The organism is Pseudomonas sputi (genome assembly GCF_021603585.1).
Classification (GTDB): domain Bacteria; phylum Pseudomonadota; class Gammaproteobacteria; order Pseudomonadales; family Pseudomonadaceae; genus Aquipseudomonas; species Aquipseudomonas sputi.
Genome location: NZ_BQHI01000009.1, coordinates 158,925 through 183,453, shown reverse-complemented (window position 1 = coordinate 183,453; position 24,529 = coordinate 158,925). Strand labels below are relative to the sequence as shown.

General features: G+C 51.4%; 21 protein-coding genes and 1 pseudogene. 13 read left to right on the top strand and 9 right to left on the bottom strand.

The window, feature by feature from the left end; translation table 11 throughout:
• Positions 1 to 8: 8 nt before the first annotated feature.
• The 5 genes from L6D81_RS15485 to L6D81_RS15465 all read right to left on the bottom strand — a co-directional run bounded on the left by L6D81_RS15485 (position 9) and on the right by L6D81_RS15465 (position 5,225).
• A complete protein-coding gene (locus L6D81_RS15485) occupies positions 9 to 1,028 on the bottom strand; it encodes a LacI family DNA-binding transcriptional regulator (protein WP_236180721.1) in 1,020 nt (339 codons plus the stop codon).
• Positions 1,029 to 1,031: 3 nt separating this feature from the next.
• Positions 1,032 to 2,009, bottom strand: coding sequence for an ABC transporter permease (locus L6D81_RS15480; RefSeq protein WP_236180719.1), 978 nt, complete (start codon positions 2,007 to 2,009; stop codon positions 1,032 to 1,034).
• Positions 2,006 to 3,559 carry a sugar ABC transporter ATP-binding protein gene (locus L6D81_RS15475; protein ID WP_236180718.1) on the bottom strand — a complete coding sequence of 518 codons (1,554 nt, stop codon included), beginning with the start codon at positions 3,557 to 3,559 and terminating at the stop codon, positions 2,006 to 2,008. Before L6D81_RS15475 ends, L6D81_RS15480 begins: the two co-directional genes overlap by 4 nt.
• Positions 3,560 to 3,614: 55 nt before the next feature.
• A complete protein-coding gene (locus L6D81_RS15470; RefSeq protein WP_236180716.1) occupies positions 3,615 to 4,571 on the bottom strand; it encodes a sugar ABC transporter substrate-binding protein in 957 nt (318 codons plus the stop codon).
• A 201-nt stretch (positions 4,572 to 4,772) separates the two neighbouring features.
• Positions 4,773 to 5,225, bottom strand: a complete 453-nt coding sequence (locus tag L6D81_RS15465) for a hypothetical protein (protein ID WP_236180714.1) — start codon at positions 5,223 to 5,225, stop codon at positions 4,773 to 4,775.
• 350 nt (positions 5,226 to 5,575) lie between these two features.
• Here L6D81_RS15465 and L6D81_RS15460 point away from each other — a divergent pair, with 350 nt between their 5' ends.
• The 7 genes and pseudogenes from L6D81_RS15460 to L6D81_RS15430 all read left to right on the top strand — a co-directional run bounded on the left by L6D81_RS15460 (position 5,576) and on the right by L6D81_RS15430 (position 13,426).
• Complete coding sequence (locus tag L6D81_RS15460) at positions 5,576 to 6,664, top strand: asparaginase (RefSeq protein WP_236180707.1); 1,089 nt, start codon at positions 5,576 to 5,578, stop codon at positions 6,662 to 6,664.
• Between the two features lie 186 nt (positions 6,665 to 6,850).
• Positions 6,851 to 7,120, top strand: a complete 270-nt coding sequence (locus L6D81_RS15455) for a DUF1654 domain-containing protein (protein ID WP_373874307.1) — start codon at positions 6,851 to 6,853, stop codon at positions 7,118 to 7,120.
• 4 nt (positions 7,121 to 7,124) lie between these two features.
• Positions 7,125 to 7,493, top strand: a pseudogene (locus L6D81_RS15450) (endonuclease); the annotation flags it as partial.
• A gap of 94 nt (positions 7,494 to 7,587) precedes the next feature.
• On the top strand, positions 7,588 to 8,733 hold the full coding sequence (locus L6D81_RS15445) for a tyrosine-type recombinase/integrase (RefSeq protein ID WP_236180697.1): 1,146 nt from the start codon (positions 7,588 to 7,590) through the stop codon (positions 8,731 to 8,733).
• Positions 8,726 to 10,885 carry a hypothetical protein gene (locus tag L6D81_RS15440; RefSeq protein WP_236180695.1) on the top strand — a complete coding sequence of 720 codons (2,160 nt, stop codon included), beginning with the start codon at positions 8,726 to 8,728 and terminating at the stop codon, positions 10,883 to 10,885. The genes L6D81_RS15445 and L6D81_RS15440 overlap by 8 nt, the downstream gene beginning before the upstream one ends.
• Before the next feature lie 4 nt (positions 10,886 to 10,889).
• Positions 10,890 to 12,854, top strand: a complete 1,965-nt coding sequence (locus L6D81_RS15435; protein WP_236180693.1) for a DUF5129 domain-containing protein — start codon at positions 10,890 to 10,892, stop codon at positions 12,852 to 12,854.
• Positions 12,851 to 13,426: a hypothetical protein gene (locus L6D81_RS15430; RefSeq protein ID WP_236180692.1), complete on the top strand. Its 576-nt coding sequence runs from the start codon at positions 12,851 to 12,853 to the stop codon at positions 13,424 to 13,426. Before L6D81_RS15435 ends, L6D81_RS15430 begins: the two co-directional genes overlap by 4 nt.
• A gap of 109 nt (positions 13,427 to 13,535) precedes the next feature.
• Here L6D81_RS15430 and L6D81_RS15425 read toward each other — a convergent pair whose 3' ends face one another.
• The 3 genes from L6D81_RS15425 to L6D81_RS15415 all read right to left on the bottom strand — a co-directional run bounded on the left by L6D81_RS15425 (position 13,536) and on the right by L6D81_RS15415 (position 16,620).
• Positions 13,536 to 13,865, bottom strand: a complete 330-nt coding sequence (locus L6D81_RS15425; RefSeq protein WP_236180691.1) for a hypothetical protein — start codon at positions 13,863 to 13,865, stop codon at positions 13,536 to 13,538.
• A 1,100-nt stretch (positions 13,866 to 14,965) separates the two neighbouring features.
• On the bottom strand, positions 14,966 to 15,934 hold the full coding sequence (locus L6D81_RS15420; protein ID WP_236180690.1) for a hypothetical protein: 969 nt from the start codon (positions 15,932 to 15,934) through the stop codon (positions 14,966 to 14,968).
• Positions 15,925 to 16,620 carry a YaaW family protein gene (locus L6D81_RS15415; RefSeq protein ID WP_236180689.1) on the bottom strand — a complete coding sequence of 232 codons (696 nt, stop codon included), beginning with the start codon at positions 16,618 to 16,620 and terminating at the stop codon, positions 15,925 to 15,927. The genes L6D81_RS15420 and L6D81_RS15415 overlap by 10 nt, the downstream gene beginning before the upstream one ends.
• A 431-nt stretch (positions 16,621 to 17,051) precedes the next feature.
• Between L6D81_RS15415 and L6D81_RS15410 the strand changes: the two genes are divergently transcribed.
• The 4 genes from L6D81_RS15410 to L6D81_RS15395 all read left to right on the top strand — a co-directional run bounded on the left by L6D81_RS15410 (position 17,052) and on the right by L6D81_RS15395 (position 19,569).
• Positions 17,052 to 17,348 (top strand): DUF7693 family protein, encoded by a 297-nt coding sequence (locus L6D81_RS15410; protein ID WP_236180802.1) that lies wholly within the window; start codon positions 17,052 to 17,054, stop codon positions 17,346 to 17,348.
• Positions 17,349 to 17,816: 468 nt separating this feature from the next.
• Positions 17,817 to 18,218, top strand: coding sequence for a helix-turn-helix domain-containing protein (locus L6D81_RS15405; RefSeq protein ID WP_236180688.1), 402 nt, complete (start codon positions 17,817 to 17,819; stop codon positions 18,216 to 18,218).
• Positions 18,219 to 18,426: 208 nt separating this feature from the next.
• On the top strand, positions 18,427 to 18,873 hold the full coding sequence (locus L6D81_RS15400; protein WP_236180687.1) for a hypothetical protein: 447 nt from the start codon (positions 18,427 to 18,429) through the stop codon (positions 18,871 to 18,873).
• 81 nt (positions 18,874 to 18,954) lie between these two features.
• On the top strand, positions 18,955 to 19,569 hold the full coding sequence (locus tag L6D81_RS15395) for a hypothetical protein (protein ID WP_236180686.1): 615 nt from the start codon (positions 18,955 to 18,957) through the stop codon (positions 19,567 to 19,569).
• A gap of 716 nt (positions 19,570 to 20,285) precedes the next feature.
• On the opposite strand, the gene L6D81_RS15390 is transcribed toward L6D81_RS15395, so the two are convergent.
• A complete protein-coding gene (locus L6D81_RS15390) occupies positions 20,286 to 20,471 on the bottom strand; it encodes a hypothetical protein (RefSeq protein ID WP_236180685.1) in 186 nt (61 codons plus the stop codon).
• A 426-nt stretch (positions 20,472 to 20,897) separates the two neighbouring features.
• Between L6D81_RS15390 and L6D81_RS15385 the strand changes: the two genes are divergently transcribed.
• Both L6D81_RS15385 and L6D81_RS15380 read left to right on the top strand, forming a co-directional pair.
• Positions 20,898 to 21,365, top strand: a complete 468-nt coding sequence (locus L6D81_RS15385; protein ID WP_236180684.1) for a hypothetical protein — start codon at positions 20,898 to 20,900, stop codon at positions 21,363 to 21,365.
• Between the two features lie 1,052 nt (positions 21,366 to 22,417).
• Positions 22,418 to 24,217: a DNA recombination protein RmuC gene (locus tag L6D81_RS15380; protein WP_236180683.1), complete on the top strand. Its 1,800-nt coding sequence runs from the start codon at positions 22,418 to 22,420 to the stop codon at positions 24,215 to 24,217.
• Positions 24,218 to 24,529 lie beyond the last annotated feature (312 nt).

The window sequence follows — 24,529 nt, the reverse complement described above, 5'->3', positions numbered from 1 at the left end:
AATTCGTTTCAGCGGTATTCGGTGAACACGCCGGACAGCGGTGCAGTCGATTCGCGCAGGACAATACTCGGGGTCACGATCCGCTGATCCGTCGCCAGATCCGGGGCAGCAATTCTTCGCAACAAGACTTCCGCCGCCATTTCACCTAACTGAAGGATCGACTGGCCCACGGTCGTCAGCGCTGGATACACGTAGCGACTCATCTGAATGTCGTCGAAGCCGATCACCGACAGCTCGGCGGGCACCCGCACGTTACGTTCTGCCGCCGCTCGCAACACGCCAATGCCGATCATGTCGTTACCGGCAAAGATCGCGCTCGGCGGGTTACGCTCAAGCAGGACCGAAGCCGCGCTGTAACCGCCGGTGCTGGTGAAGTCGCTTTCCAGCATGCGCGACGGGGACACCGCAACACCGGCTTCTTTCATCGCGCGACAAAAACCGGCCTGACGCATTTGCGCGACGCTGGTGCTGGCCGGACCACCGATCGTGGCGATATCGCGATGACCGAGCTCAAGCAGATGCCGCGTCGCGAGGTACGCGCCATATTCGTGATCGATGCGCACCAGATCGGCATCCACACCTTCGAGCCCACGGTCGACAATCACCATCGGCGTCTTTACGCCCGCCAGTCCTTGCGCCAGACCGCTGTCGCCACCCGCAGAGGCGACGATCAAGCCGTCGATGCGTTTTTCCAGCAGGACCCGCAGGTAGCTGCGCTGCTTGTCCGGGTTGTCGTCGGAGTTGCAGAGAATCACGCAGTAGCCGTTGCGCTCGCAGTAATCCTCGATCCCGCGCGCCAGTTCGGCGAAGTACGGATTGAGGCTGTTGGGTACCAGCAACCCGATGGTAGCGGTGGTTTTCGCTTTCAGCGAACGGGCCACGGCGCTCGGCACATAGTCGAGACTCTTGATCGCCGCCTCGACCTTGAGCCGCACCTCTTCGCTCACCGGTCGGGTTTTGTTCACTACGTGGGACACGGTCGTGTAGGAAATTCCTGCAAGTGCCGCCACATCCTTGATCGTTGCCATTTATCAGCCCCGTCGGCTTGCGCGTTGACTGCGATAGGTATCGAGCACCACGGCGATCACGATCACCGCACCGGTGATGATGCGCTTGGTCGGCTCGGTCGCGCCAATCTGCGCCAGACCGGCCGCCAGTACGGAGATGATCAATACACCGAAAAAGGTACTGATTACCGAACCACGTCCGCCCATCAGGCTGGTGCCGCCGATCACCACGGCAGCGATCACTTGCAGCTCAAGGCCGGAACCGGCGTTCGGGTCGGCCGCTTCCAGCCGGGAAATCTGGAACAGCGCCGCGATGCCAGCGAGCAGCCCCATCAGGCTGAACACCAGAATTTTGTAGGGCTTGGGATTGATCCCCGCCAGACGCACCGCTTCTTCGTTGGTGCCAATGCCGATCAGATAGCGGCCGAACACGGTACGGGTCAGAACGGCCTGGGCAACGATAATGACCAGCAAGGCGATGATGAACGACGGCGAAATGCCGAAGGCGATCGGGTTCGACAGCCAGGCAAAGGAATCACCGATGTAGGCCGTGCGCGAACCGGTCATCTGATAGGCCAGGCCACGGGCCATCTCCAGAACACCCAGAGACACGATGAACGACGGAATTCGCCACGCCACGGTAATCGAGCCGGTAACCGTGCCGGCCAACGCCGCGACGGCCATACCCAATAAGGCAGCCGGCAACACGCTCCAGCCCCAGCCAAGAATCGCCACGCTGACAGTAGAGGCCGCGAGTGCCAGTACCGAGCCTACCGACAGGTCGATCCCGCCGATGATCAGGACGAACGTCATGCCCACCGCCAGCACCATCAGGTCGGGAATCTGGTTGGCCAGAGTACTGAAGGTGTTGTACGACAGAAAATGGCTGCTCATGACCGAGAACAGCGCAATCATTGCCAGCAATGCGCCGGCGAGGCCCAGATAAGTGCCGAGGCCGTAAAAATTGCCACTGGATTTGCCGGCGGAAGATGCAGTTTTCATGGGAGATCCCTAGGCGCTGCTTCGTTGAGCAACGCATCACGTTTCTGGTAGCCGGCAAACGCGGCGGCAAGCAAGTCATCCTGGGTCCAGCTGTCGCGCTCGAAGGTGTCGATCAGACGCCCCGCCGACAACACGCCGATGCGATCGCAGATCAGCATCAGCTCGCGCAAGTCGCTGGATACCACCACCAGCGCCTTGCCCTGGCGGGTCAATTCGCCAAGCAATGCATAGATATCGAATTTGGCGCCGACGTCGATACCGCGAGTCGGTTCATCGAACAGCAGCACCGAACAATCGCGCTCAAGCCAACGCCCGATCACCACTTTTTGCTGATTACCGCCGGACAGCTCGGACACCAACTGCGTCGGGCTGGAACTGCGGATGCGCATGGCGTCGATCTGCCGCTGTGCGAGCTTCGTTTCATCGCCGTTGTTGACGAATCCACCGCTGGAAATTTCCGGCATGTTGCCCAGGGCAATGTTGGCGCTGATCGACTGACTCAGCAGCAGGCCTTCTCCCTTGCGATCCTCGGTGATCAAGGCGATGCCATTGCGCACGGCATCGACTGGCGAGCGAATGCTCACCGTTTTTGCCGGAGAACCGAGTGCAACGGTGCCACTGTCCGCGATATCGGCGCCGAAGATCAGCCGCAAAAGTTCGGTGCGCCCCGCCCCGATCAGACCCGAGATGCCAAATATCTCACCGGCGCGCACTTCAAAGGACACGTCTCGAACCTTGTCGGAGCGGGTCAGGCCTTTGACTGTCAAGGCTGGCGCACCGATATGACGAGCCCCTAGATCGATATGCTCGCCCAACTCGCGACCGACCATCAGAGTGACCAGTTGCTCGCTGTTGTAATTGGCCATCGGCTCAACGCAAACCAGGTTGCCGTCGCGCAGTACGGCAATACGCTGGGCGACCCGGGCCAGTTCTTCCAGGCGATGGGAGATATAGATGATCGAGACACCACGCGCCTGCAACCGGGTGATCTGCTCGAACAACATCTCGACTTCGCGCGCGGTCAGCATCGCGGTCGGTTCGTCGAGAATCAGCACATGACAATCGCCGATCAGGTTACGGGCGATTTCGACCATTTGCTGGTGACCGATGCCCAGCTCGCCGACCAAAGTGTCCGGGTCGATGGCATCGAGGCCGACTTGAGCCATGGCTTCGATGGCAGCCTTGCGCAGTTGCTTGCGACTGATCCAGCCACCGTTGCTCGGCAGGTTGTCGAGGAACAGGTTTTCCGCCACCGATAGCGTCGGCAGCAGATTGAGCTCTTGCATGACCATGCGCACACCCAGCTCTTCAGCCTGCGTGCGGCTGCCGGGGCGATAATCCTTGCCGTGAAACTGCATCTGGCCGGTGGTGGGCGTGACCAGCCCGCCGATGATCTTCGACAGGGTGCTTTTACCGGCACCGTTCTCACCGGTCAGCGCCAGCACTTCACCGCGCATCAACGTCAGATCGATGCCGGTCAGAACCGGTTGCGCATAGGTCTTGCCGATACCGCTGACCGAGAGGACAGCGTTCGGAGCGGAAACTGACATAAAAATCTCCATGCGCTCGCCCGGGCGGACGAGCGCCGTTGTGTCGCCAAAGGACTTACTTGGTGACCAGCTCGACAGGCGTTTCGATCACGCCATTTGCACCGCTGTCGACTTTCTCGCCCTTCATGATTTTCAGCGCGGTCTCGATGCCAAACACCGCTTGCTTCGCGGCGTACTGGTCGGCCGTCGCCAGAACGCGGCCGTCCTTCAGCATGGGCTTGATGGCATTGATGTTGTCGTAGCCGACAACCTGCACCTGACCGGCCTTGCCGGCAGCGCGCACGGCGGAAACGGCGCCTACGGCCATACTGTCGTTGCCGGCCAGCAGAGCCTTGACGTCCGGGTACTCGCTGAGAATCGAAGCGGCCACCTTGTTGCCCTTGTCAATTTCCCAATCGCCGGACTGCAGGGAAACAACCTTGATCTGCGCAGCCTCCATCGCATCCTTGAAGCCAGCGGTACGCTGCTGGGCGTTGGTCGTCGTGGAAACGCCTTCAATGATGCCGACTTCGTCACCGGCCTTCAGCTGCTTGGCCAGGTACTCGCCCACCAGGCGCGCGCCTTTGCGGTTGTCCGGGCCTACAAACGGAACGCTGATGTTCTTGCTTTTCACCACAGCCGGATCGAGCTGGTTATCGATGTTGATCACGGTGATACCGGCATCGACGGCCTTCTTGATCACCGGCACCATCGCCTTGGAATCAGAAGGCGCGATGACCAGCGCGTTGACCTTAGCCAGAATCATCTGTTCGACGATGCGCGTCTGCCCCGCCGTATCGGTTTCGTCCTTGATGCCGTTGGAGATCAGGTCGAAATCGGCGGAATGTTCTTTCTGGTAGGCCTTGGCGCCGTCTTCCATGGTCAGGAAAAATTCGTTGGCCAGGGATTTCATGACCAGAGCGACTTTGGGTTTTTCAGGGGACTCGGCGAAAGCCGAAGAGACAGGCAGTGCGGCGGATGCGGCAGCCAGCATGGCGACAGCAAGAAGACGTCCAGCGAATGGCAGCTTCATGGGTTCACTCCGATCTTATGATTATTGTGAGCAACGCTTGCGCTGGCGTAAGCTCGCTGCACCCCACGGCGAAATCAATTCACCGCGAAGACCGCGCAAACGTTTGCGTAGACCTAACTATGCGAATCACGCCGACATTTGTCAACAATCAGAAATCGGTATCTTATTGCAGGGCGAATCCACGAATTCGCCCTCGAGTGTTCAAGCCGTAGTGTTGACCACGTTTCCGGCGGAAGAACCCTTCGACATTTCCTTGACCAGTGCAGCCGAGACTTCCAGCAGGGCACCGCTGGTTTGAGCGATCTGCCCCTGGATGGACATCACCGCTTGCGACTTGGCTTCTGGCGTTGGATAACTCGCAGCCTGCGCGGCAGCCAGTTGCTGTTGCTGCTCCTGAAGCTGCTTCTGCAATTCCTGCATGCGTTTGAGCAGCGTCTTGATAGTGACGCTCAGATTATCACCGCCTTCAGCCGTGCCTGTGCTTGCCTCCTGGGCAGGAGTACTGGTTCTGATCTGATTGGTTTCAACCTTTTCAGTACCCAGTGCCTCGTCGGACGCGTCGGCTTCGGCTTCACTCATTGCATTGATCGTTGCTGCGGTTTTTCCGCCGATCGTGACCGCACCGGGATTTGAAATACCGATCGTCAGTGACATGTGAACTCCCTAAATTTCAGTGTCCTTTTAGCTCCCATCGGCCCGGGGGGAGGTTTCTTTAGCAGAAAACGCAAAAACGGCAACCTGATTTGCATCGACAGATGCAGTAGTCCTTTTCGGAGAGCCGAACAAGAAAGCCTCCACTGTTCGGAATACCGAATAAACGACTCCTGCAAAAAAAACAAAATTCAATAAATACTGATATAAATCAGAAGGTTAAATACTTCTCCAAAGCAAAGTACGACTGGTACAGATCCTGCTCCCTCCCTGCACCCCTGGCATTCAGATCGGCCCGGGGCGCATCTAGATGAACCTGCATCAGCACCGTCTCACTACTAGAGAGAAAAATAATGACATCTGCTTTGAAGAATTTCGTTCCGGGCGCTTTGGCCCTTCTCCTGCTCCTGCCAACCGCCCTCCAGGCAAAAGAAGCTGAAACCCAGGCCAAACTGGCGAACGTGGTGGTATTGGCCACCGGCGGCACCATTGCCGGCGCTGGCGCCAGCGCAGCCAATAGTGCGACCTATCAGGCCGCGAAGGTGGGCGTCGAGCAATTGATCGCCGGCATTCCCGAATTGAGCAAGCTGGCCAATGTGCGGGGCGAACAGGTCATGCAAATCGCCTCGGAAAGCATCACCAACGAAAACCTCCTGCAGTTGGGTCGTCGCGTTTCCGAACTGGCCGACAGCAAAGACGTCGATGGCATTGTCATCACTCACGGCACCGACACGCTGGAAGAGACCGCGTACTTCCTGAACCTGGTTGAAAAAACCGACAAGCCGATCATCGTCGTCGGCTCTATGCGCCCCGGCACCGCCATGTCGGCGGACGGCATGCTCAACCTGTACAACGCCGTGGCCGTCGCCAGCAGCAAAGAAGCTCGCGGCAAAGGCGTATTGGTGACCCTGAACGATGAAATCCAGTCGGGTCGAGATGTCAGCAAGATGATCAACATCAAGACCGAAGCCTTCAAAAGCGCCTGGGGCCCGCTCGGCATGGTGGTTGAAGGCAAATCCTACTGGTTCCGACTGCCAGCCAAGCGTCACACCATGGATTCGGAATTCGATATCAAAAACATCAAGACTCTTCCCGATGTAGAAATCGCCTATTCCTACGGCAACGTCAGCGACACAGCCTACAAGGCTTTTGCCCAGTCCGGCGCCAAGGCGATCATCCACGCCGGTACCGGCAACGGCTCGGTTTCCTCCCGCGTGGTTCCGACCCTGCAAGCGCTGCGCAAGGACGGCGTGCAAATCATTCGCTCCTCGCACGTCAATGCCGGTGGTTTCGTTCTGCGCAACGCCGAACAGCCTGACGACAAATACGACTGGGTGGTTGCTCACGACCTGAACCCACAGAAAGCCCGCATCCTGGCCATGGTTGCGCTGACCAAGACCAACGACAGCAAAGAGCTGCAACGGATGTTCTGGGAATACTGATCTGCTTTCGTCCGATCCTTTCCTGATCGGGCACTGGCTTCCCCCTTCGTCAACCTGACGAAGGGGGAAGCTCCCGCCTCCTCCAAAGAAAAATTTCACCCGAGTGACATCAAAACCGGAAAACCGCTGTCAGAGGATTTTCTTGAATTTTAAGCAGTTGCGAAAATGCCTACAGTTAAATACTGTATGCACGTACAGCTTAATAAGGATAACCTCGTGGCCACTTCCCCTGATGCTCCTGACGCTTACGAACGCATGGGCATGCGCGTTCAAAAAATCATCAACTCCCCCACCGCACAAAAAGCCAAAGCCGCACTGATCTTCCGCCTCCCGGAAGAGCCGGCGGACGCGTGGGAGCGCTTGCTGGAGGAAATCGACGAGAACGACAACGTCACCCTCGCCTACCGTGACGATGGCGGCGTACAGATTTTCTGGGTTGTACCGAAGGAAGATTGATTCAATGATTCTGCGTTTTGCTGCTGTGCTGTTGCTGTTTATCTCCCTTGGTGCGCAAGCTGGCGCACCGCGTACGTTCACCGAGGCCAAGAAGGTCGCCTGGAAACTGTACGCCCCACAATCCACCGAGTTCTATTGCGGGTGCAAATACACCGGCAACAAGGTCGATCTGGCCGCCTGCGGCTATGTCCCACGCAAGAACGCCAAGCGGGCGTCCCGCATCGAATGGGAGCACATCGTTCCCGCGTGGCAATTCGGCCATCAGCGTCAATGCTGGCAGGAAGGAGGTCGCAAGAATTGCACACGCTACGACCCGGTTTATCAGAAAGCCGAAGCCGATCTGCACAACCTGGTGCCGAGCATCGGCGAGGTTTATACGGTAGAGAACCAAATCTGACGAAACGTTGACGCTCCCTAACTCACTGATTTACCTTGAATTCAGACAAATAAATTCGAGGCACTGCCCTGTGAGGATCCGTTACGTAGAAAACATCGCATGGTCGGGCGGCGCCATCAGCACCTACGCGATCCTCAAGGATGGGCCGCTTGAAGCAGACAGTATCGTCCCTGCACCCTCCCTTTTTTTGACGCATCTGGCTCAAAAGGGCCACTTCAAAAACAGCCTCAAGGCAGCCGCAGACGACCTGAAAAGCTTCTTCCAAGCCTTGAGCGATCACGATCAGGATTGGAGGAATCTCAGGGACACGGATATGTCCGGATACCTTTATTCGCACCTAGCGATGCAGAGGGCGTTTGTAGACAAATCAATTCAACGGCATATTTCAACACTGAGATCATTCTATAACTTTGCGTGGGAAACTGGCCTACTTATCTCACCTCCGAAATTCAGTTACACGTACCGTACAACAGAATTAAAAAAGCAAGGCGACGCTAAGAAGAAAGTCAACTTCGACTTATATAATCAGTACGTCGACAAGAGCTTATTCGAAACACTATTGGGCAACGTAATTACAAAGTCCGCCTTTGAAAAAGAGCGAGATGAATTGGTACTTCAGCTTGGATACCATTGCGGACTTAGATCTAGCGAAGTTACCGACCCAAGAAACCTCATTACCAGTGATTTGCGGAAACTCATAGCGAGCGCAGAAAAGATTGAGAGCCAAACGATTACTGTATCGATTATTGGCAAAGGCGAGAAATTAAGAAAAGTTGATATCCACCCTAAAGCATTCAGAAAGATAAAGTTCTTTATAGAAGGCCGAAGAAGTTCGATACCAGATGGCTCATTGATATGCAAGGCCGATGGCTCATCCTTATCACTGGAACATGCCACATACGTTTTTAGGGTAGCCAAGAAATCAGCTAGCGCCCATATCGATACCGTCATAGCAAAACTTCACAAAGAAGATCCGCTCATGCATTTCATCAGCGATATATCTTTCCATTCGCTGACATTTCATGCTATGCGACATACATACGCAACAAATCTTGTTGACTTCTGCTACAAACATGGTTACGACCCTTGGCAATACGTACCAGAACAAATGGGGCATGAAGATGAGGAAACGACAGAAGAATATGTAGTCTTCGATGGTAAAATTCATCGTCGAGAAAAAATAAGGCGGGCACTGAACGATGAACCAGATGAATGATGATCCTAATGTTGAAGAGCATAAACCGAAACTCTCCTCTCTGGCTCCTAGCTCATTATTAAACTTTAGTCCATCAGATTTTTTTGCGATTGTGGCAGTGCAGAAAACTATGGGTGGTCAAGTAGAGCAGATGCGCGTTGACATTCCAGAGCAGTTCAAGTCCTGCCCTGTTTTTTTGTGTCTGATTCGTTATCTCAACAGTGGTGCACTCAAAAAAACGTCCCCGCATAACGCCTACTCTAGGGTTAACAGGTTCAAAAACCTTGAGAAGTGGGCAATCACAGAATACCCCAACGCGTCAACATTGCCAGACGCATTTATTCAAGATTATGTTCGTTATTTTCGGACAGTTAAAGAGCTTGAACAAAACTCGATTTGCGCATACATGTCCGGATACCGGACGGCATTCCAATGGTTTGTCGAGGATACGCACGGCGAGCCCCTCCAATCGGAAGCAGCATCCAAAATCAAAAGGGTAATGGCGTATATCCCATCTGTCTCCAATAGGGCAGCGCGCGCCACAAAAAGCCTTGGGCAGATTACAGACCAACTCGAAAAAGACGAACTGAAAATTGTACGTTCGACAATCCGGTTTTGCTGCCAATTTTTGAAAGAGATGAATAGACAGCGCCTAGATTTGTTCAGCAACCCAAAAGTCATGAACAAAGTAGCAGAGATACTGTCGCAATGTGGTGATGACTTTGAAGAGCTCAAATTCAGCACAAAAAATAGCAAACGAAGCGTTCAGTACAAACCCTTAGCATTGGCTATCCTCCACAGCGACAACCTGCAGCTTAAAGAACGTTTGTTGCATAACCAAACTGATTTCCGTTACGCACAAATTGAACAAAGCCAACCTTTAACTCTTGAACAAGCAAATCTGCAGATCAAGCGAGGCTTGCGTGAATCAGGAGCGTTAGATACTCAACCTGAAAATATTGAAGACACATTATATTTTCATAATATCGATTACCTATTCTTGATCAAACACACGCCAAGCGAAGAACTCGCTTTTGCATGGCTCCTTGCCACCGACCGGATACAACTGACTGGCATACTAGACATGTTGGTTAGTGATCTACGGATAACGCCAAGCGCTGCATCTCCAATTTACATTAAAAACCGCAGTGCGAAACGTATCAGAGAGGTAGCTGCACATCCGCCAAGATCAATGCAATACGAAGCCTACGCCGTTTTCGAATCACTGAAGCAAAGTTTTCGTAGATTTTTCCCTTTGAGCAGTGAAAAGCTATTCGACCTGCCTACTACCGGTAATATCCAATGCATCGATAGCGCTGTATTCAGACCTTTGGCAATGGCCTCTTATCCACAAACCGCCCAATACAAAGCGCAGTTTTCCTCATCGCAAGAAGTGGAGCTTTTCTCTGATATTGTTCGACGTGTATCAGAAAACAATCGGGCTATCTGGCGAAATACTAAGACGAGACGAGAAAATGAATCTCGTGGCGTTACTGGAGAATCCCCTACACCGGTGAAGAGACAAACAATCACTGTGACCGCGATAGCCCAATCCCGAGCCATTCTAGATGTTGACGAAGGTAATGCCTCCAACGAAGCTTTTGAAAAGTATTCACAGGAAGTAGTTGGTGCTGATGCAACAGCGCATTCTGTAGGCGTAAAGAAGGTTGTTTACATCAATGCCAGCGAGACAAAATATCGCCTAGACAAGCGCGCAAAATTCGCCACCAGTGTCGGCCATTTAATGGTTGAAGATGCTAGAAAGGTTCAAGCGGCGCTAAGCGAAGAAAGTTTCATTAGCATTGAAGACCTGAAAGTCATGCTAGGTTGGGCGGAGCAAAAGAGCGACCAAGGAGAGCTGGAGGAATTTGACAATTTGCTATTGTCTGCTCAGCAAGCTGGATTTACGGTTTCACCTTTTGGGGAATTGGAAAAGGGTAATGAAAAATTCATTATTACAAATCCAATCACAGCCGCTTTGCTTCTCAATTACCGCGATGCATGCATTAATCATCTCCAATCTCTTTCCGTGGTGGATGACCTGAAAGCATTTTCCATTGCAATGCAGGTAGCTCACATTGAAAGCGCGCTTGAAAAATTCGATCAGAAAACAACTTTTCAGGGAAAAGAAATGATGGATAAGTTTACTTTCCCTACGCCGATTATCAGGTGAGACGATGATACTAGAAAGAGCTGTAGATAACGCCCTTATCACGTTATCGTCCCAAATTGAATCAATGCCCAATCAGTTAGGAGACGATTGCTTTCTGATCCAGGAGCCTCTTCATGGAAAATTCTACACTGTTAGTTTTGAGTGGAATTGCTCTGAGTCGAAGAAAGTTTTTGCACAGATGTATTTTCTGCAAAGCGATATTTCCCAAGGGTATGCTGATGACAAGGGGCGAATTGTCGTAAGCAGTCTATCAAGCGCGCGCCAGGAACTGGCCTACCTTCGCGATATCTGTGAATATTGGGAAAGCTACTTCCCAGACAGGGCACTGCAGTCCCTCTCCAGATTAGAAATGCAGACAATGTATCGTTATTTTATGGTACGTAAGGACAACACCAAAGAGGCAATAGGCGTTCTCGGCACTTCCACAATGGTAATGTTGAGTAAAATTTTCGACAGAACAAATACCATGGTGCACACGGGCGAGCTACCTGATGGAACCACTCATCGGATGACTGAGCTCTTTAGAAAGACCATCATGGAGCCGTTGCTCGCCCCCTTAGAGATTGAATATTCTGAGTGGAAAAAAGGCGGCAGCTACGGGTCGATTCCCATGACCTGCGCCTCAATAATGCTAGCTGAGGCCATAACGCTAATAGAATCAGACGAAGCGAAAATTGCAGTTATTTTCTTTAGCCAGTGGCGCAAGCTCAAATCAAACATTGCGAATTGGTTCGGGACAAAAGATCGGTTAGCTTTATTTCGAAGGATTCAATCTCCTAACTACAAGCTGACTCGCTTTGAGAGGGATTGGGCCGAATCTGCGATAGAAATGGGTGAAGCCATTGATAATGCAACCAATGCATCCTTCGACCGCTTACCGTGGAAAACTATTGGCGAGCTCACTGAGTTTTGCCGTTTGCTTTCAAAGGCCAGTATCGCAACCATTGCGTTGTTGAGCGGCTTTCGTATTCATGAAATTCAAGGCATGAAGATAAACGACTATAAGAAGGATCCCGATGGCTCCTGGTGGTTTAAATCTGTAAACAATAAGACGGAATCTGGATTCTCTCACCCCAGATCCTTACACGGTCTGGCAGCGGCTGCTGCTGACTTGATGAAAGCTATTACGGTTGTAGACACTGACGTATTCAATCTCCCATTAATTCATAGCGGATACCGGGATGGCGCTTTTCAGGTAGCTCGCGGGTGGGGGAAGCTCAGTGCAAAGGAATGGCTTGCTGACGCGGGTTATAGCATTGGTAATTTAACCCTTTGGTTTAAAGAGTTTTACCAGACTCACGTAGTCGAAAAACACCCTGAAGCAGGAAAGATTCACTCTGCCGTATCTCCGCATCAGGCCCGGCATACATTCGCCGAATTTGCTCTGCGCAGGTTTGACGGTAATGTAATGGAAAAAATTCGTGAGCACTTCCGGCATTCGCATGGCTCCTTCCACACTCGAAGATATACGGGTGAAAAATTAAAAGAGTCGATTCGAATGAGCATGGAACGTGACTATCTGAAAGAAGTCATGGGAAGAATCGCCGTAGGTGGTCTCGATGATCGTTTTTATGGGCCTGCAGCGCGGCGAATCGATAAAGAAATGGCAGAGATTTCCATTTTTTCCGCTGATGAGTTTGAATCCCACCTTAACGACTTAGCAGACCAGTTCGTGCGTTTTACCGCTTTCGAGTGGGGCTATTGTGCATTGCGCCAGAGCGAGCAAAATATTGCGAAATGTCATGACCCTGCTACTGGAATCCCGAACGTTGACCAACGTAGCGCACCCGAAATATGCGCAGGTTGTCCGCATAGCATGAATAATAATCTGCAGAAACATGAGCTTGAGCGAATAGCTATTTCACACCAATTCATTGCCGAGAATCATCCCCTTAAGTCCTTAGGAAAAATCAGCTCTGAGGTGGTCAGGAAAATCTCTAAACGTCTGGATGAAGGTGTGGCCGCATGAGATTTAGCCTTGGTAATTATTCCAATGCTGCGAAGCCGACCGAGGAACCCGAATGGGTAACCTCGGACACGAAGCGAAACCTCTACCAGGCTGTTTGCAAGGCTTATGAGCACATCAAGTCTGAGATTGAGGCAGGAGCAAATCTCAGATTGAACAAACGAAAGATTGTTGCTCGGGACATAGCTAAAGCAGGCAATGTCCACGACAGTTTGCTGAATAAAAGGAGGCAACCCGAGATCCATGAACTGATATCTCAACACAATGTTGCTTTAGAACAATTGTGGGACAGTTGTGCTGCAAGGCGGTACGCAACAGGTAGAAAGCTGACAAAACGTCAGATTCAGAATGAATCACGCACGCAAGCTCAAGAAATCGAAAGGCTTTCCAATCTGAAGCTTGCTGATGCTCTCGCAGCTGCTATCGAGAATCAAATGGTGGATAGCCATAAAACATTGATCGTGACAATTGAACACCTCAAAGCAGAAAACGCAGATTTACAGCACAGAAATGCTGAACTCTCAAAACAGCTTCGCCAGATGATGAAAATGCTTAATACCAAGAAAGAAAAATGATTCAAGTGTGATAGAGAGCGGCACCCTACCCTACAAGCGCTTATCATATGCTATGCGTCATTTGATCAATATTGCTGCAAGCGTGCTAATCATCTTGGCCAACCTGCTCCTATTTTTTGGCCAATTCATGCTTGACGCATCCTTGGTAATACGTGTTCTTGACGGCAGCAGGTTTCAATCTTGATTTACTTTTGTAGGTTTGCTCGGTTATTCCTAACGCCATCTTTGGCATCCATGGCTTAGAATATGTGCGTTTTTTCAGATTATTCTTCGCGCTGTACAATGTGACACCCGAAAGCTTGGATTGTTGCGCAGAGCCCGCGACCCCTGCTCCCCATTTGCAAACTTCAATTTCATTCTTGGTAAGATTTTTCGCTTGCGCTGGTAAGGTCACGATGGCTGCCGTAAGCGCCACCAGTACCAAATTCAATATCCGCATATGATTCCGCTGTATTAATAGAAAGGTAGGTTGTGTCATCTATATCGTGCAATAAGCTTTGTTGGCTAAATACACACTATCTATTTATCCTACCGGAAATCATGAATGTTGCAAAGTCGCGCGCCGAACCAGATACTAATAAACAATACCTGCAAGGTTTGCCAGGAAATAATATCCTCATCCGTTGAGCGTAATGATATATGAGCATATCGAATAGTAGTTCGAACAAGGGTTTACCATCACGGCCACGTCCGGCACCGAATCGACCGTTACCGTGCGACGACCTTGACAACTATGGAGATTACCCGCCAGAAGAAATGGATCTGGACGACGTTGAGGTAATTTGGTGGTCAGTAGGGACGACAATGAACAAGAAAGCGCTACGAGCAAAACTGGCCGTTCTGGCGAAAAGAAATGCGCAAACATATGGCTGCTACCATTATGTGCCGATATCGGACGCGCAATGTCGTGGACGGTATCCTAGGGGTGTCATTAGGGTTATCAAGCAGGTACTTAAACAATATAAAGCAATCGGTGCGTACGATAATCGGTTGTCAATCCAATCAGATATTTGGCACGAGATGACGAGAGCAGCGTTGGATTGGATTCCGGTGAAATCTGTACCTAAGCATTTGCGAGGTACGCGCCTGGAATCTGAGTTGGGTCTTTAGGATACTGTTTCGTGCGTGCCCCTACAGGGGACGGCTGTCGTAAACCGAGCCTTGACGCGAGCGTCTGCGTCTCGGCCCTCCGGGCTTTCATCCTCACGCCTGCGCGCTCCGCTTGCTGCTGTACAACTGCCTCCCCCTTCGCTATGGAGCTTTAGCAAATATCGACAGCGTTTGATTCATCCTTCAATAAATGGAAGAAGCCATAGTGGAGTAATTGTTTGATTGAAAAGACAAGCTACCGATATCAACCATCAGGAAGTTCGTCATATCCATGACGCGTTGCTTATGCTCCTGGTGCGACTAACCGCCTCTCAGAAGCTAACTCGACAATCCTTTCGATGTGCGATGCTCGCAAGATACTGCGAGCATTGATCATTCTTCTCAGAACAGGGTTAGCATCAATCCTCATTCCGCATCTAGACGGACAGATCAAGCTGCGACCAGCAAGATTTCCTTTGACTCATACGCGCGCTCGAGCAAGCCAGGATTACGGCTCTCCAATTCGATCACGTCAGCTTGGTAGGTAAGCGCTGGCAACACATTCTTACCTTGCCGCAGAAAACTACGCAGATCCTCGAATTGTTTGTGGTCAATATTTGATGCGACGTTGCGATCATTGGTGAGGATTTCTATGCGTCGAGTATTAAGCGATATCAGGTCACTCTCAAGCCGTGATACACACTCATGGCTGTATTTGAATGCTCCAATTCTCATTTGAACGTGCGCCGTCAGCAGACCCAAGTTGATCAGGCGATCTTGGAGCAAACCAATCTCATTGAGGCGCTCGACGCTACTCGCACCGATTGACGCATGCCTCTCCAAAACGAGCTTGGTGAACTGATATTCCTTGTGCAAGGGTGCAATGAGGCCCTTCAGTTGTTCGACTTCTCCCATCTCGCAATACTGGCGTGCGGTCTGAGTCAACGCCCAAAACTGAGCCTTATCCATCATGAAACCACGGTCATGAAGGTCGCCCACGATCTGCAAGGTCTGATTAATGGCATGCGACTGAGCATGTATCAGCTCGCTAATACCGTCGAGTTTTTTACAAACGATCACGAATCCCGCGGTGGTAACCGCCAAATTCAATCCAGTCATAACAACGTTGGCTGACTGCAAACCTTGGAGTACGCCCATACTTTGTTGCAGGTGGCCCATTCCGCTTTCAAGCGATTCGAGGCCCTTGGATAGCGTTGCTTGAAGCTGCTGTAGACGCTCCTGAGTTAGCTGACTATCACCTGGGAATAGCAAGTGCCCTACGATCTGCCCGCCTTTTCCGGTATTCGGGGCATACCTAACTACTCCACCGTACAAGCGGTATAAACCACTTTGAATCTTGGCTAGCACGTCTGGTAAATCTGGCAGCGATCGCACCAATGCGTCAGCGTTTATAGGCATGAGCGCAGTTCCTCTTGATAAGCGGCAAAGTCGGCTTCATACCGAATTCGACGGATTCTGGCGATTTGAAGCACCGCCGGGACGGTAATGCGAAATGCGGGCGAGGTCACTTGGTAAATGGTAACGCCGGCTGCTAACACTGCCAGCGGTGGCGCGACTAGCCCTACCAAGCGACTACCAACCGCGCTCGATGCTGCAGCTGCGCCTCCAGTTGCAGCGATACTGCCAAATTTGCTAGCGGAGGAAACCAACGTCTTCACAACCTGCGCAACCTGATGCAATAGTTCTGCATGACTTGAGTAAGTCTTTATACCTTTGATCTGGCTCAGCGCCTGTCGCATGACAAGCTCTTCTATATCAAAGATGTCATGCGAGGCAGTCGGTTTTCCGTCGAGATTTTTCGCCACATCGGTGGCCAATTCCAGATAACTGACGCCACTCGACCTAAACATATTGGCGATGCTGTTGCTTCCAAACGCACGAATCTCAGCTTCCAACACATCGGGTATAGAACCGAGGGAACCTTTCGCACGATGATTCCGGATCGTAATCTTGACCTTACTGTCCAGGGCTACCCTTCCCTTCTCATTATCCGTGATGAGATCGGCCAAGACATTGAGATCAGCAGATGAAGCATTCGATAGCAGATCGACCAGTGGAAGGTCTCGCGGAACGACGGTTGTCATGGTTCTCCCTGTTGATTCAAAAGAAAGCCGCAAGTCTCAAAATTCTAGCCTTTTAGCCATCACGATGTCTTGCCTACGAACGGGCAAACCTAATGTCGGCCAGAAATATTGATCCGTGCGATAGCAAGGGTATGGGCCGGTCGGGAGTCGTTCAACGTGAGACTTTCGATGATTTGAATAGGCCGCAGGTGCGATCAATATTGTGCTGCGATTGGGCATGCACTGTACCAAGGCCGCCGGGCAAATTGAATCATCGTTCTGCGAAGCGCCTCCCGCTAGAGATGCTCCCGATCCCCGTTTCTACGCCACAGCCCCGCGAGAGTTGACTCGATATTTCTTGGCGCAAAATCACCATGGCTTCACAATCTGAATCAATAGAGCGCCACTGATTTAACCCCCGTTTTAAGAGAATTGCCGTGCCAGATGCAAAAATGCTTACAGCTCGAGAGGTCTACCAAATACTGCGAGAAGCTGCTGCCCAGGCACGACCGACTCGGCGAGTTACCAAAGCTGCATGGGATGAAATTTACTGTGGATTGATGACCGTCGACGTAGATGGCTGGGTTATCACGCTTTACAACGACTGCGGCTCTTTGGATTACTGCGACAGCTGTTACAGCCCTGATGGCCGGAAATACGATTTCTCCTCCCGGGACGTTTCAGATCCCATCGAGCTCCTTTCTCCTAGCGAACATCGCCAATTAGAGGAGTTGCTTCGCTATATCTAATCCACCTTCGCACACTGATTGAGGGCCTCTGGTAAATTTCTGGTAGAAAGGCGGTCATGGTTTTGGGCGAGCCCCTGCTCGGGGATGGCTGTCGTGAACCAAGCCTTGGCGCGAGGCGCAAGTCTTGGCCCTGCGGGCGTCCATCCTCACGCCTGCGCGTTCCGCTTGCCTTCGCCCCGCCTCGCCTTCTGAGATCTGTAACGTAGTTTTGTGCGCTGTAACGTAAGCAGAGTTACAAAGCACAAAACTACGTTACAGACCATTGATTGCTAGCTGCTGGAGCCGTTCGCCGGTCAGAAGCGACCGACTGCTCAATGAAGACGGATAGTTAAACTCGGCCAACACAGATCATATTGTGGAGCATGAAATCAGTCACAACGAGCGCAGAAAACGCTGTGCTTAATCGTCTAGAATGCCCTCCTCCAACGCACCGCTCGAATTGACTGGCTCAAAATCAGGAACGTGTTTATGTCGCTTAAAATTGCTTTTGCTTCTGTGCTTAAAGCAATGCGCGCCGGCAAGGGGTTGACTCAGAGAAACCTTGCCGAAGTCAGCAGTCGAACATACGTCTCGAAATTGGAGCGAGCTCAGTCAAGCCCCACGCTGGAGATGATTACTGCCCTGAGTGGCCCGCTGAATGTGAACCCTCTCACTCTCGTGGCCATCACTCTCTGCGCAGAGTCAGGGCAGTCAGTTAGCGCGCTGCTGCGTCGTACCCAAGAAGAACTGGCGGATCTAGCCCAGGCTGGAGTTCTCAGGGATTTGGACATTCCGTCTGACGTGCTGCAAGTGCCGCGCCCCTCTACTGAGCCCTCAAGGAATCGCTCGTCGACGACTTCTCAGCAAGTTGAATTCTGCTTCGCTGAATAGATTGCACTCGTAGCGCCTTATCCCCCCCCTCTCCTGATTTCCAGCTGTGCTTGCCACTGTCTGATGGTCAGCGTATCAGCAAGCCGAGCCCCGTTTGCCCCCTCAAAATAACATACGTACAACATACCTAAGCATATGATGACTTGACCTCATAACTAAGCATACTGTAGGCTTACTCAAAACCTACACACAGCATAGAGTGATTTGCATGCAATCGAATCTCAGTGCAGCTATCGATAAGCTTAAAACCTCGCAAGACGGTAAAACAATCAAGGGGACTCGGGCGTTGATTTCGGCGATCCAAGAAAAAACCGGATTTCCTCAGTCGCGAATTGCCGAAATTAGCCAATGTAGCGTTGCTGGAATACAGCGCTGGGTGAGTTTGGACAGCGGGCAGAAAGCACGCCTCGCACCACTGATCCAATACGCACGCTCGTTAGCTGAGCAGTCTGAGAGTAGAGGTGTTGCAATCGAACAGTCCCCTGTGATCGCAAGCTCATTCGCTGAAGCTATGCGTGCGCTCACTTTAGGTGACATCGAGAAAGAGCTCAGAACCAGCCTGCAACGCCTGTCGGGAGTAGCCTTGGAGACCTGCGAAATCACCAGGCTCGAATCCAGAGACGGATTGGTTAACTTCGAATTGCGAATCAAATAGGCCAGCGAAAGCGTCGGGAGTAAGGAACCTACTCTCAGCGTAGGTATGGCAACACTTCGATCAAAATTGGGAAAGCTGAGCATGTATGACATTCATGAGCACCGCCACCGTGTAGCTGTTTGGGGCGCTGGCCGAGCCTACTCTCGGCAAGGGCCTGGCCACACAATTGCGGTGGCAAAACACCTGATAGAAAAATCTGGTTTGGGAGCCATCAACACAGCAGATCAACTGCCGCCTCCCGATGAAATGAATGAGTTTATTCACCAGCGAATTCAAGCGGTGATTGATGCTTCCAAAGGTCTCTACTACACGAAGCGCGCCAAAGGTGAACCGGATGTTCGCAAGGCATTAGTGTGCACCTACGGCCGGGCACAAAAGCTTGTAAACATGTACTTGAAATTGAAGATCGTCTGCGCTGGTTACCATGACCATCCACACGTGAAGGCAATGCACCCACCACTTGATGCAGTGCTTTTGAAGGCATTGGACTCCTCGGACGCGATTGACCAGGAAAGCGACCTTCGAGTCTTTCGTGAAGAGCTCCAAACTGCGAAGGACATGAGTAAAACTTGGACAACGTTTGATCGCACCACGTACGACGCTTACATTTCGGCCATACGTACTTTCCAAGGAAATCAGCCGCTCTGGGCGATTGAGCGATTGTGGAATCCTGAACGCGAAGCGTTACCTGTCTGACTTCTTGGTAGCAGGTAATCGGAGGGGCATGCATTGTGCACCGCTGCCCCCATCCACTTTCAACGCAGCAAGCGTTACTAGCGAAAAGCACATTAGAGATCATTGACTTGAAGCTTAAGCATTTCGTGAGATAACCGAGGGCATCGCCTAACTCCGTTTCGCTACTGGACGTCTACTCAAGCTGTTTCTCAATCCTTACAAGGCAGCCTGCATCAGCAACAGAGCTCTATATATGTATTGATTGCCATAAGCTGACTCAAGCGACTTTGCGACGAATGAGCTCAAGGTGTCCCCTGCTACACTGCCGTCAAGTTCTCAAAATGCAAAACGTTGCAAGCCGATACCTTTATGGTCACGTCGGGCTACGATTTCAGTGCGGACGAATGATGATAAGTAATCGCAACGGATTAAAGCTCCTCCAAGCAGGGAGCTTGGGCATGCGCGCCCTAGCTCAGCCAGAATGCCATCGAGTAGGGTGAGGTTAGGCGTAACAGCATCTGGCTGCCGATTCGAAGTGGGCCACGCTTCATCCGCTGGCTGATATCAAAGATTTGCGCAGGCGTGCATTCATTCCCAGCGGGCGCGTCAGCCTCCTCCAGAAGTTGCAGAAGGATGGAGTCCGCCAACCTAGCTCCGGCGGGAGAAACGGCAGCTTTTTTCTTTGGCGCTATTGCTAGCGTCTTGAATTCGAGGACTTTATCCGACATAACTGGCCCTCACTTCGAAGCTTTCTTTGCAGCCGGAGGTTCGTCAGCACTGGCAATCAGCGTCTTGATTACGGTATCGCTTATGATCTGACCAATGCCTCCTAATGTCTTGATACGCCCTTCCCTAGCAGCCGCTCCGGAGCTTTCGTTGCCGGTACGTGGGTTGTGATATTTTGCGGTGAATGGATCGGACATAGCGGCGATACCTCTTGTTGAGATAGACCAACTAGATAAGGTTAGTTCCTGGGTAAGAAGCGAGATTTTTTACCGATCAATGGCTCGCCCCAGGGAGCCCACCGAGAGTTCGGAGCTTATCTCGGCTGCCACCTGAACCCTTCAACCGAATTTGATTAAGCCACTAATCGTAGACCGCAAAGCAATAGCCTAGAGTTGATCTGTGGAGTGCCGCTGATCACCTGCGGTACGAATGTGCGACCATTTACAAGCATGAGGCACGGATCAATCACCGCGATATACGATCGCAACAGGCGCGCCGTCGCGGCCATATGCTAGGATCAAAGTTGATAGTTTTCCTCGGACGATTAGCTCTTGCAGGCTGCAAAGCTGCTACAGATTTCAATCAATCAAAAACATCATTCCATACAACGACGGAACGTTTCGATGTCTTTTCTCGTACCAGTCCTACTCGCCTTCCTGACTTTTCCTTTCTTACAAAGCCCCCTCTGCAAAGGACAATACAGTTTTGCGAAAACCTATTTCGGATGGGGGCTTCTAGGGACAGTTGCACTGTCGATTGGCATTTTCTGGCTGCTTGCCCCGATCTTCTTTCAACAGGATCATGGCAGAGGTGATAGAACGATTTCAGTCACCTTCAGGATTTGGAGTTTAGTTACTACTTTTTACATGATAGGGGTCTGCATTGGTCTCAATCACATCCGTAAAAGGGATAATCGTCCGCTGTTGAACCTCTACATCATCATGCTCATCGTTTGCACTGCTGTGTTGTTTCTATCCAGCTTGGCGGCAGCACCCGTTTATTGGTTCATTTACGGACTAACTGCCTTCATCGCATACAAAATTCGGACGAATCAAAATCCTAGTGATTCACCGAAATCCTGGAATGACTGAAGCGATCGTAAGCCAGCGACCTACTTGCCATTACTTGTCCAATGAACAACACAAGGTCGAGGAACGAGTCGCATCGTCACTCGCCAGCAAGATTGTCTCTCCTGTCAAACCCCTTCACTCCTCGAACGCATTGCAGTCAACGCCCCCCTCCCTCCCACACTATTCGTTCCACCGATACAAGGCATGCCACGGTGTGCCTCGTTGGCAGTAGGACAGGTCGTCCATTTTTGTGGGTACGACAGAATCTAATGCCTCGGTACTCCCACCTATGACTTGCGCCCCTTCGACGAAATGCTGGAGTTTGTGACCGACGTGCCGCAATGGGCTGGGAGTTATTTTGCGAGCTCGCATAAGACGAAGGCTGATGGCCCAAGAATGTTCGTAACTACCCTACTGACGCGACAGACTAAAGACGTGGGGCAACGAAGCTTTCCGTTCCATCATGCGCTCCTAGATGCCCGGGACATTGCGCAGATGTGCCGCAGGTAGCTGGAGCTTTAGATAGGCGTATGCATGACGGATTTTGCTTTTTTTAATAAAACAATTTCTTTTGAAGTCAAAAGTGTAGCCGCGACTACGTCGCGAAGGTGCGATTTGCTGATGCATCAAAGGCTTTGTCGCCTCACCACCTGGTTGATGAGCGAAAAAATCTAAACCGAAGGAAAGATTGGAAAGAAAAAGAGCAAACGCTAAGCAATCGATTGATCGCCCCAAGGCCACCACAATGCAAAGAAGTGTACGCCTTAGGAGATTGATGTTTTTTTGGTTTCAAGAGGGGGGCAGTTTTTTTGTCGAGTTGAGTTTTCAAGCGGATCAGCCTGCTCTCCATGAAGCCTATATGCGTTTGGCCATCATGGTGAAACGTGGTCTATGCTCGGCATTGCACACATAATTGTTAGCCCTCTCGATCTAAACGCCTGTTGTCGCGCGCGTTTTGATATCAGTCCCCCAGCAATGGGCCCGGCGCAAAATGTGGGTGGGGAAAAGTGAGGCGTCATCGCCCTTGAAGGGGACGATTGCTTTGAAGGCAACCTAAAAGCAGGAGATTCATCGTGGAGCAAAAATGGATGTTGGTCGCACTACCACTAGCTGCTTTCATCGTTGCATGGATACTTGCCAGCTGGCGCGCGCAACGCAACCATCAACAGATGGTCAAGGACATTGAGATCACTCGTTCCGCTTTAGAACAGGCTAAGGCTGAGTTAGTAATCCAAGAGACCAAGCTCGCTCAGTTGTTGGAGCAAAAAGCCGCCCTGGATATCGCCTATGGACGGATGGAAACGGATCGGGACAACAATAAAGATCAATTAGCCAGGCTGGATGCGGAAATCGCTGACCTTAAAACCGAGCTCAAACGCGCCCAACAATCAGAACAGGCAGCCCGTGAGAGTAACTCGAGGACGCAGGAAACCGCTGCGAAGCTACAGGATCAAATAACCAGCAACGCTGTCACATTCACTGAACGATTGGCCGAGCGCGATCAACAGCGCGAGAAATTGGAAACTCAGCTATCGACGGTCGAAACTCAGATCAAGCAGACTGCATCCCAGCTCGGAGAGACGCGCGAATTGCACGCGCAGGCTCAGACCCAGTTACTAGAGAAGCAAAATGAGCTGAGCACCTATAAAGCGTGGTGGGAAACCACCAAATCTGAACTCAAAATTGCGCAGGAAAACTACGCCGCCCTAGAAAATGCTCACGTAAAACTCAATACTTCATTGCAGGAAAAACAGCTGAGTTTTGACGCTCAATTCAAGCAGTTGAACGAAAATAGGGAAAGTCTTACTAAAGAATTTGAACGCTTGGCCAACGATGTGCTGGAGCGCAAGGGTAAGGCTTTCAAAGAACTCAACCAAGAAAGCATAAACAATCTGATTGCCCCACTGCAGACGGAGATGAAAGGTTTCCGCTCGCGTATCGAAGACATCCATACCAAGGACGCCGAACAAAGAGTTGAACTGCGTACCGAGCTGAAGAACCTCCAGATCTTGAACAAAGATATCACCGACCAGGCGGAAAAACTAACTACGGCCCTGCGTGGCCAGAAGAAAGTCCAAGGCAACTGGGGTGAGTTGATGTTGGAAAACGTTCTCGACAACTCCGGCTTGCGCTTAGGCACTGACTACAAACGCGAGGTGAGCTTCAACACGGAAGACGGCCGCCAGCGTCCGGACGCCATTGTTTATCTGCCGCAGAACAAGCACATGATCATCGACGCCAAGACATCGCTGGTCGCTTACACCGATTTTATCAATGCCGAGGATGACTTAATAAGGGCCCAAACTTTGGCCGCCCACACCGCAGCTGTGCGTGACCGCATCAATGAGCTAGCCGATCGAGATTATTACCGCCTCGCAGGACTGAATTCGCCGGAAGTGGTGATCATGTTTATCCCGATCGAATCCGCCTACGTTGAAGCACTACGGCATGATGAATCGCTTTTCCAGCGAGCGATTGAGCGAAATGTACTGGTAGCTACTCCGACTACATTGTTGACCAGTCTGAAAATCGTCAAGCAGCTGTGGAGCTTTGAAGATCGCAACAAACATACCGCAGAACTGGCCAATCGAGCCCAACGCTTCTACGAGAAGCTTCATGGTTTCCTGACAAGCATGCTGGCTGTAGGCAACCAGCTTGATAAAGCTAAGGATACTTACGAAAAGGCGTTGGGACAGCTTTACACAGGTAGGGGTAACTTGATCAAGCAAGCGTCTGACTTCAAGGAACTGGGCGTGTCCGTGCAGAAAGAGCTACCAGCTGAACTGCTGGAGCGGGCAAAGCTGGAACTCGATACAGATATTGCGCTTGCAGTCGAAGCAGAAGTAGCCAAACCGTTAATAGCCGCTTCATAAAAAGCTGCGGGTAATGTGAGATTTTCTGAGCATGCGAGCGCCCGGAAAATCTCGTCTTTGTTATCGAGTTAAAGAGCGATACTAGCAAAAATCAGGTGGACACCCTCGCCCCTATCCCCAGAACTGCAATGCGTAAACGAACTTTTCATTCCATAGCCTCCGTAAACTCATATCCTCCAAAAACACCGAAAACACCGGCGGCCTGCTATTGATAGCCATGGCGCCTGCGCCGTGGCTATCGCAGCTAATAACATTACTGTAGATATTTAGCAAAACTTCATTGGCACATAGGGTCGCCCCAGCAAACCGGCC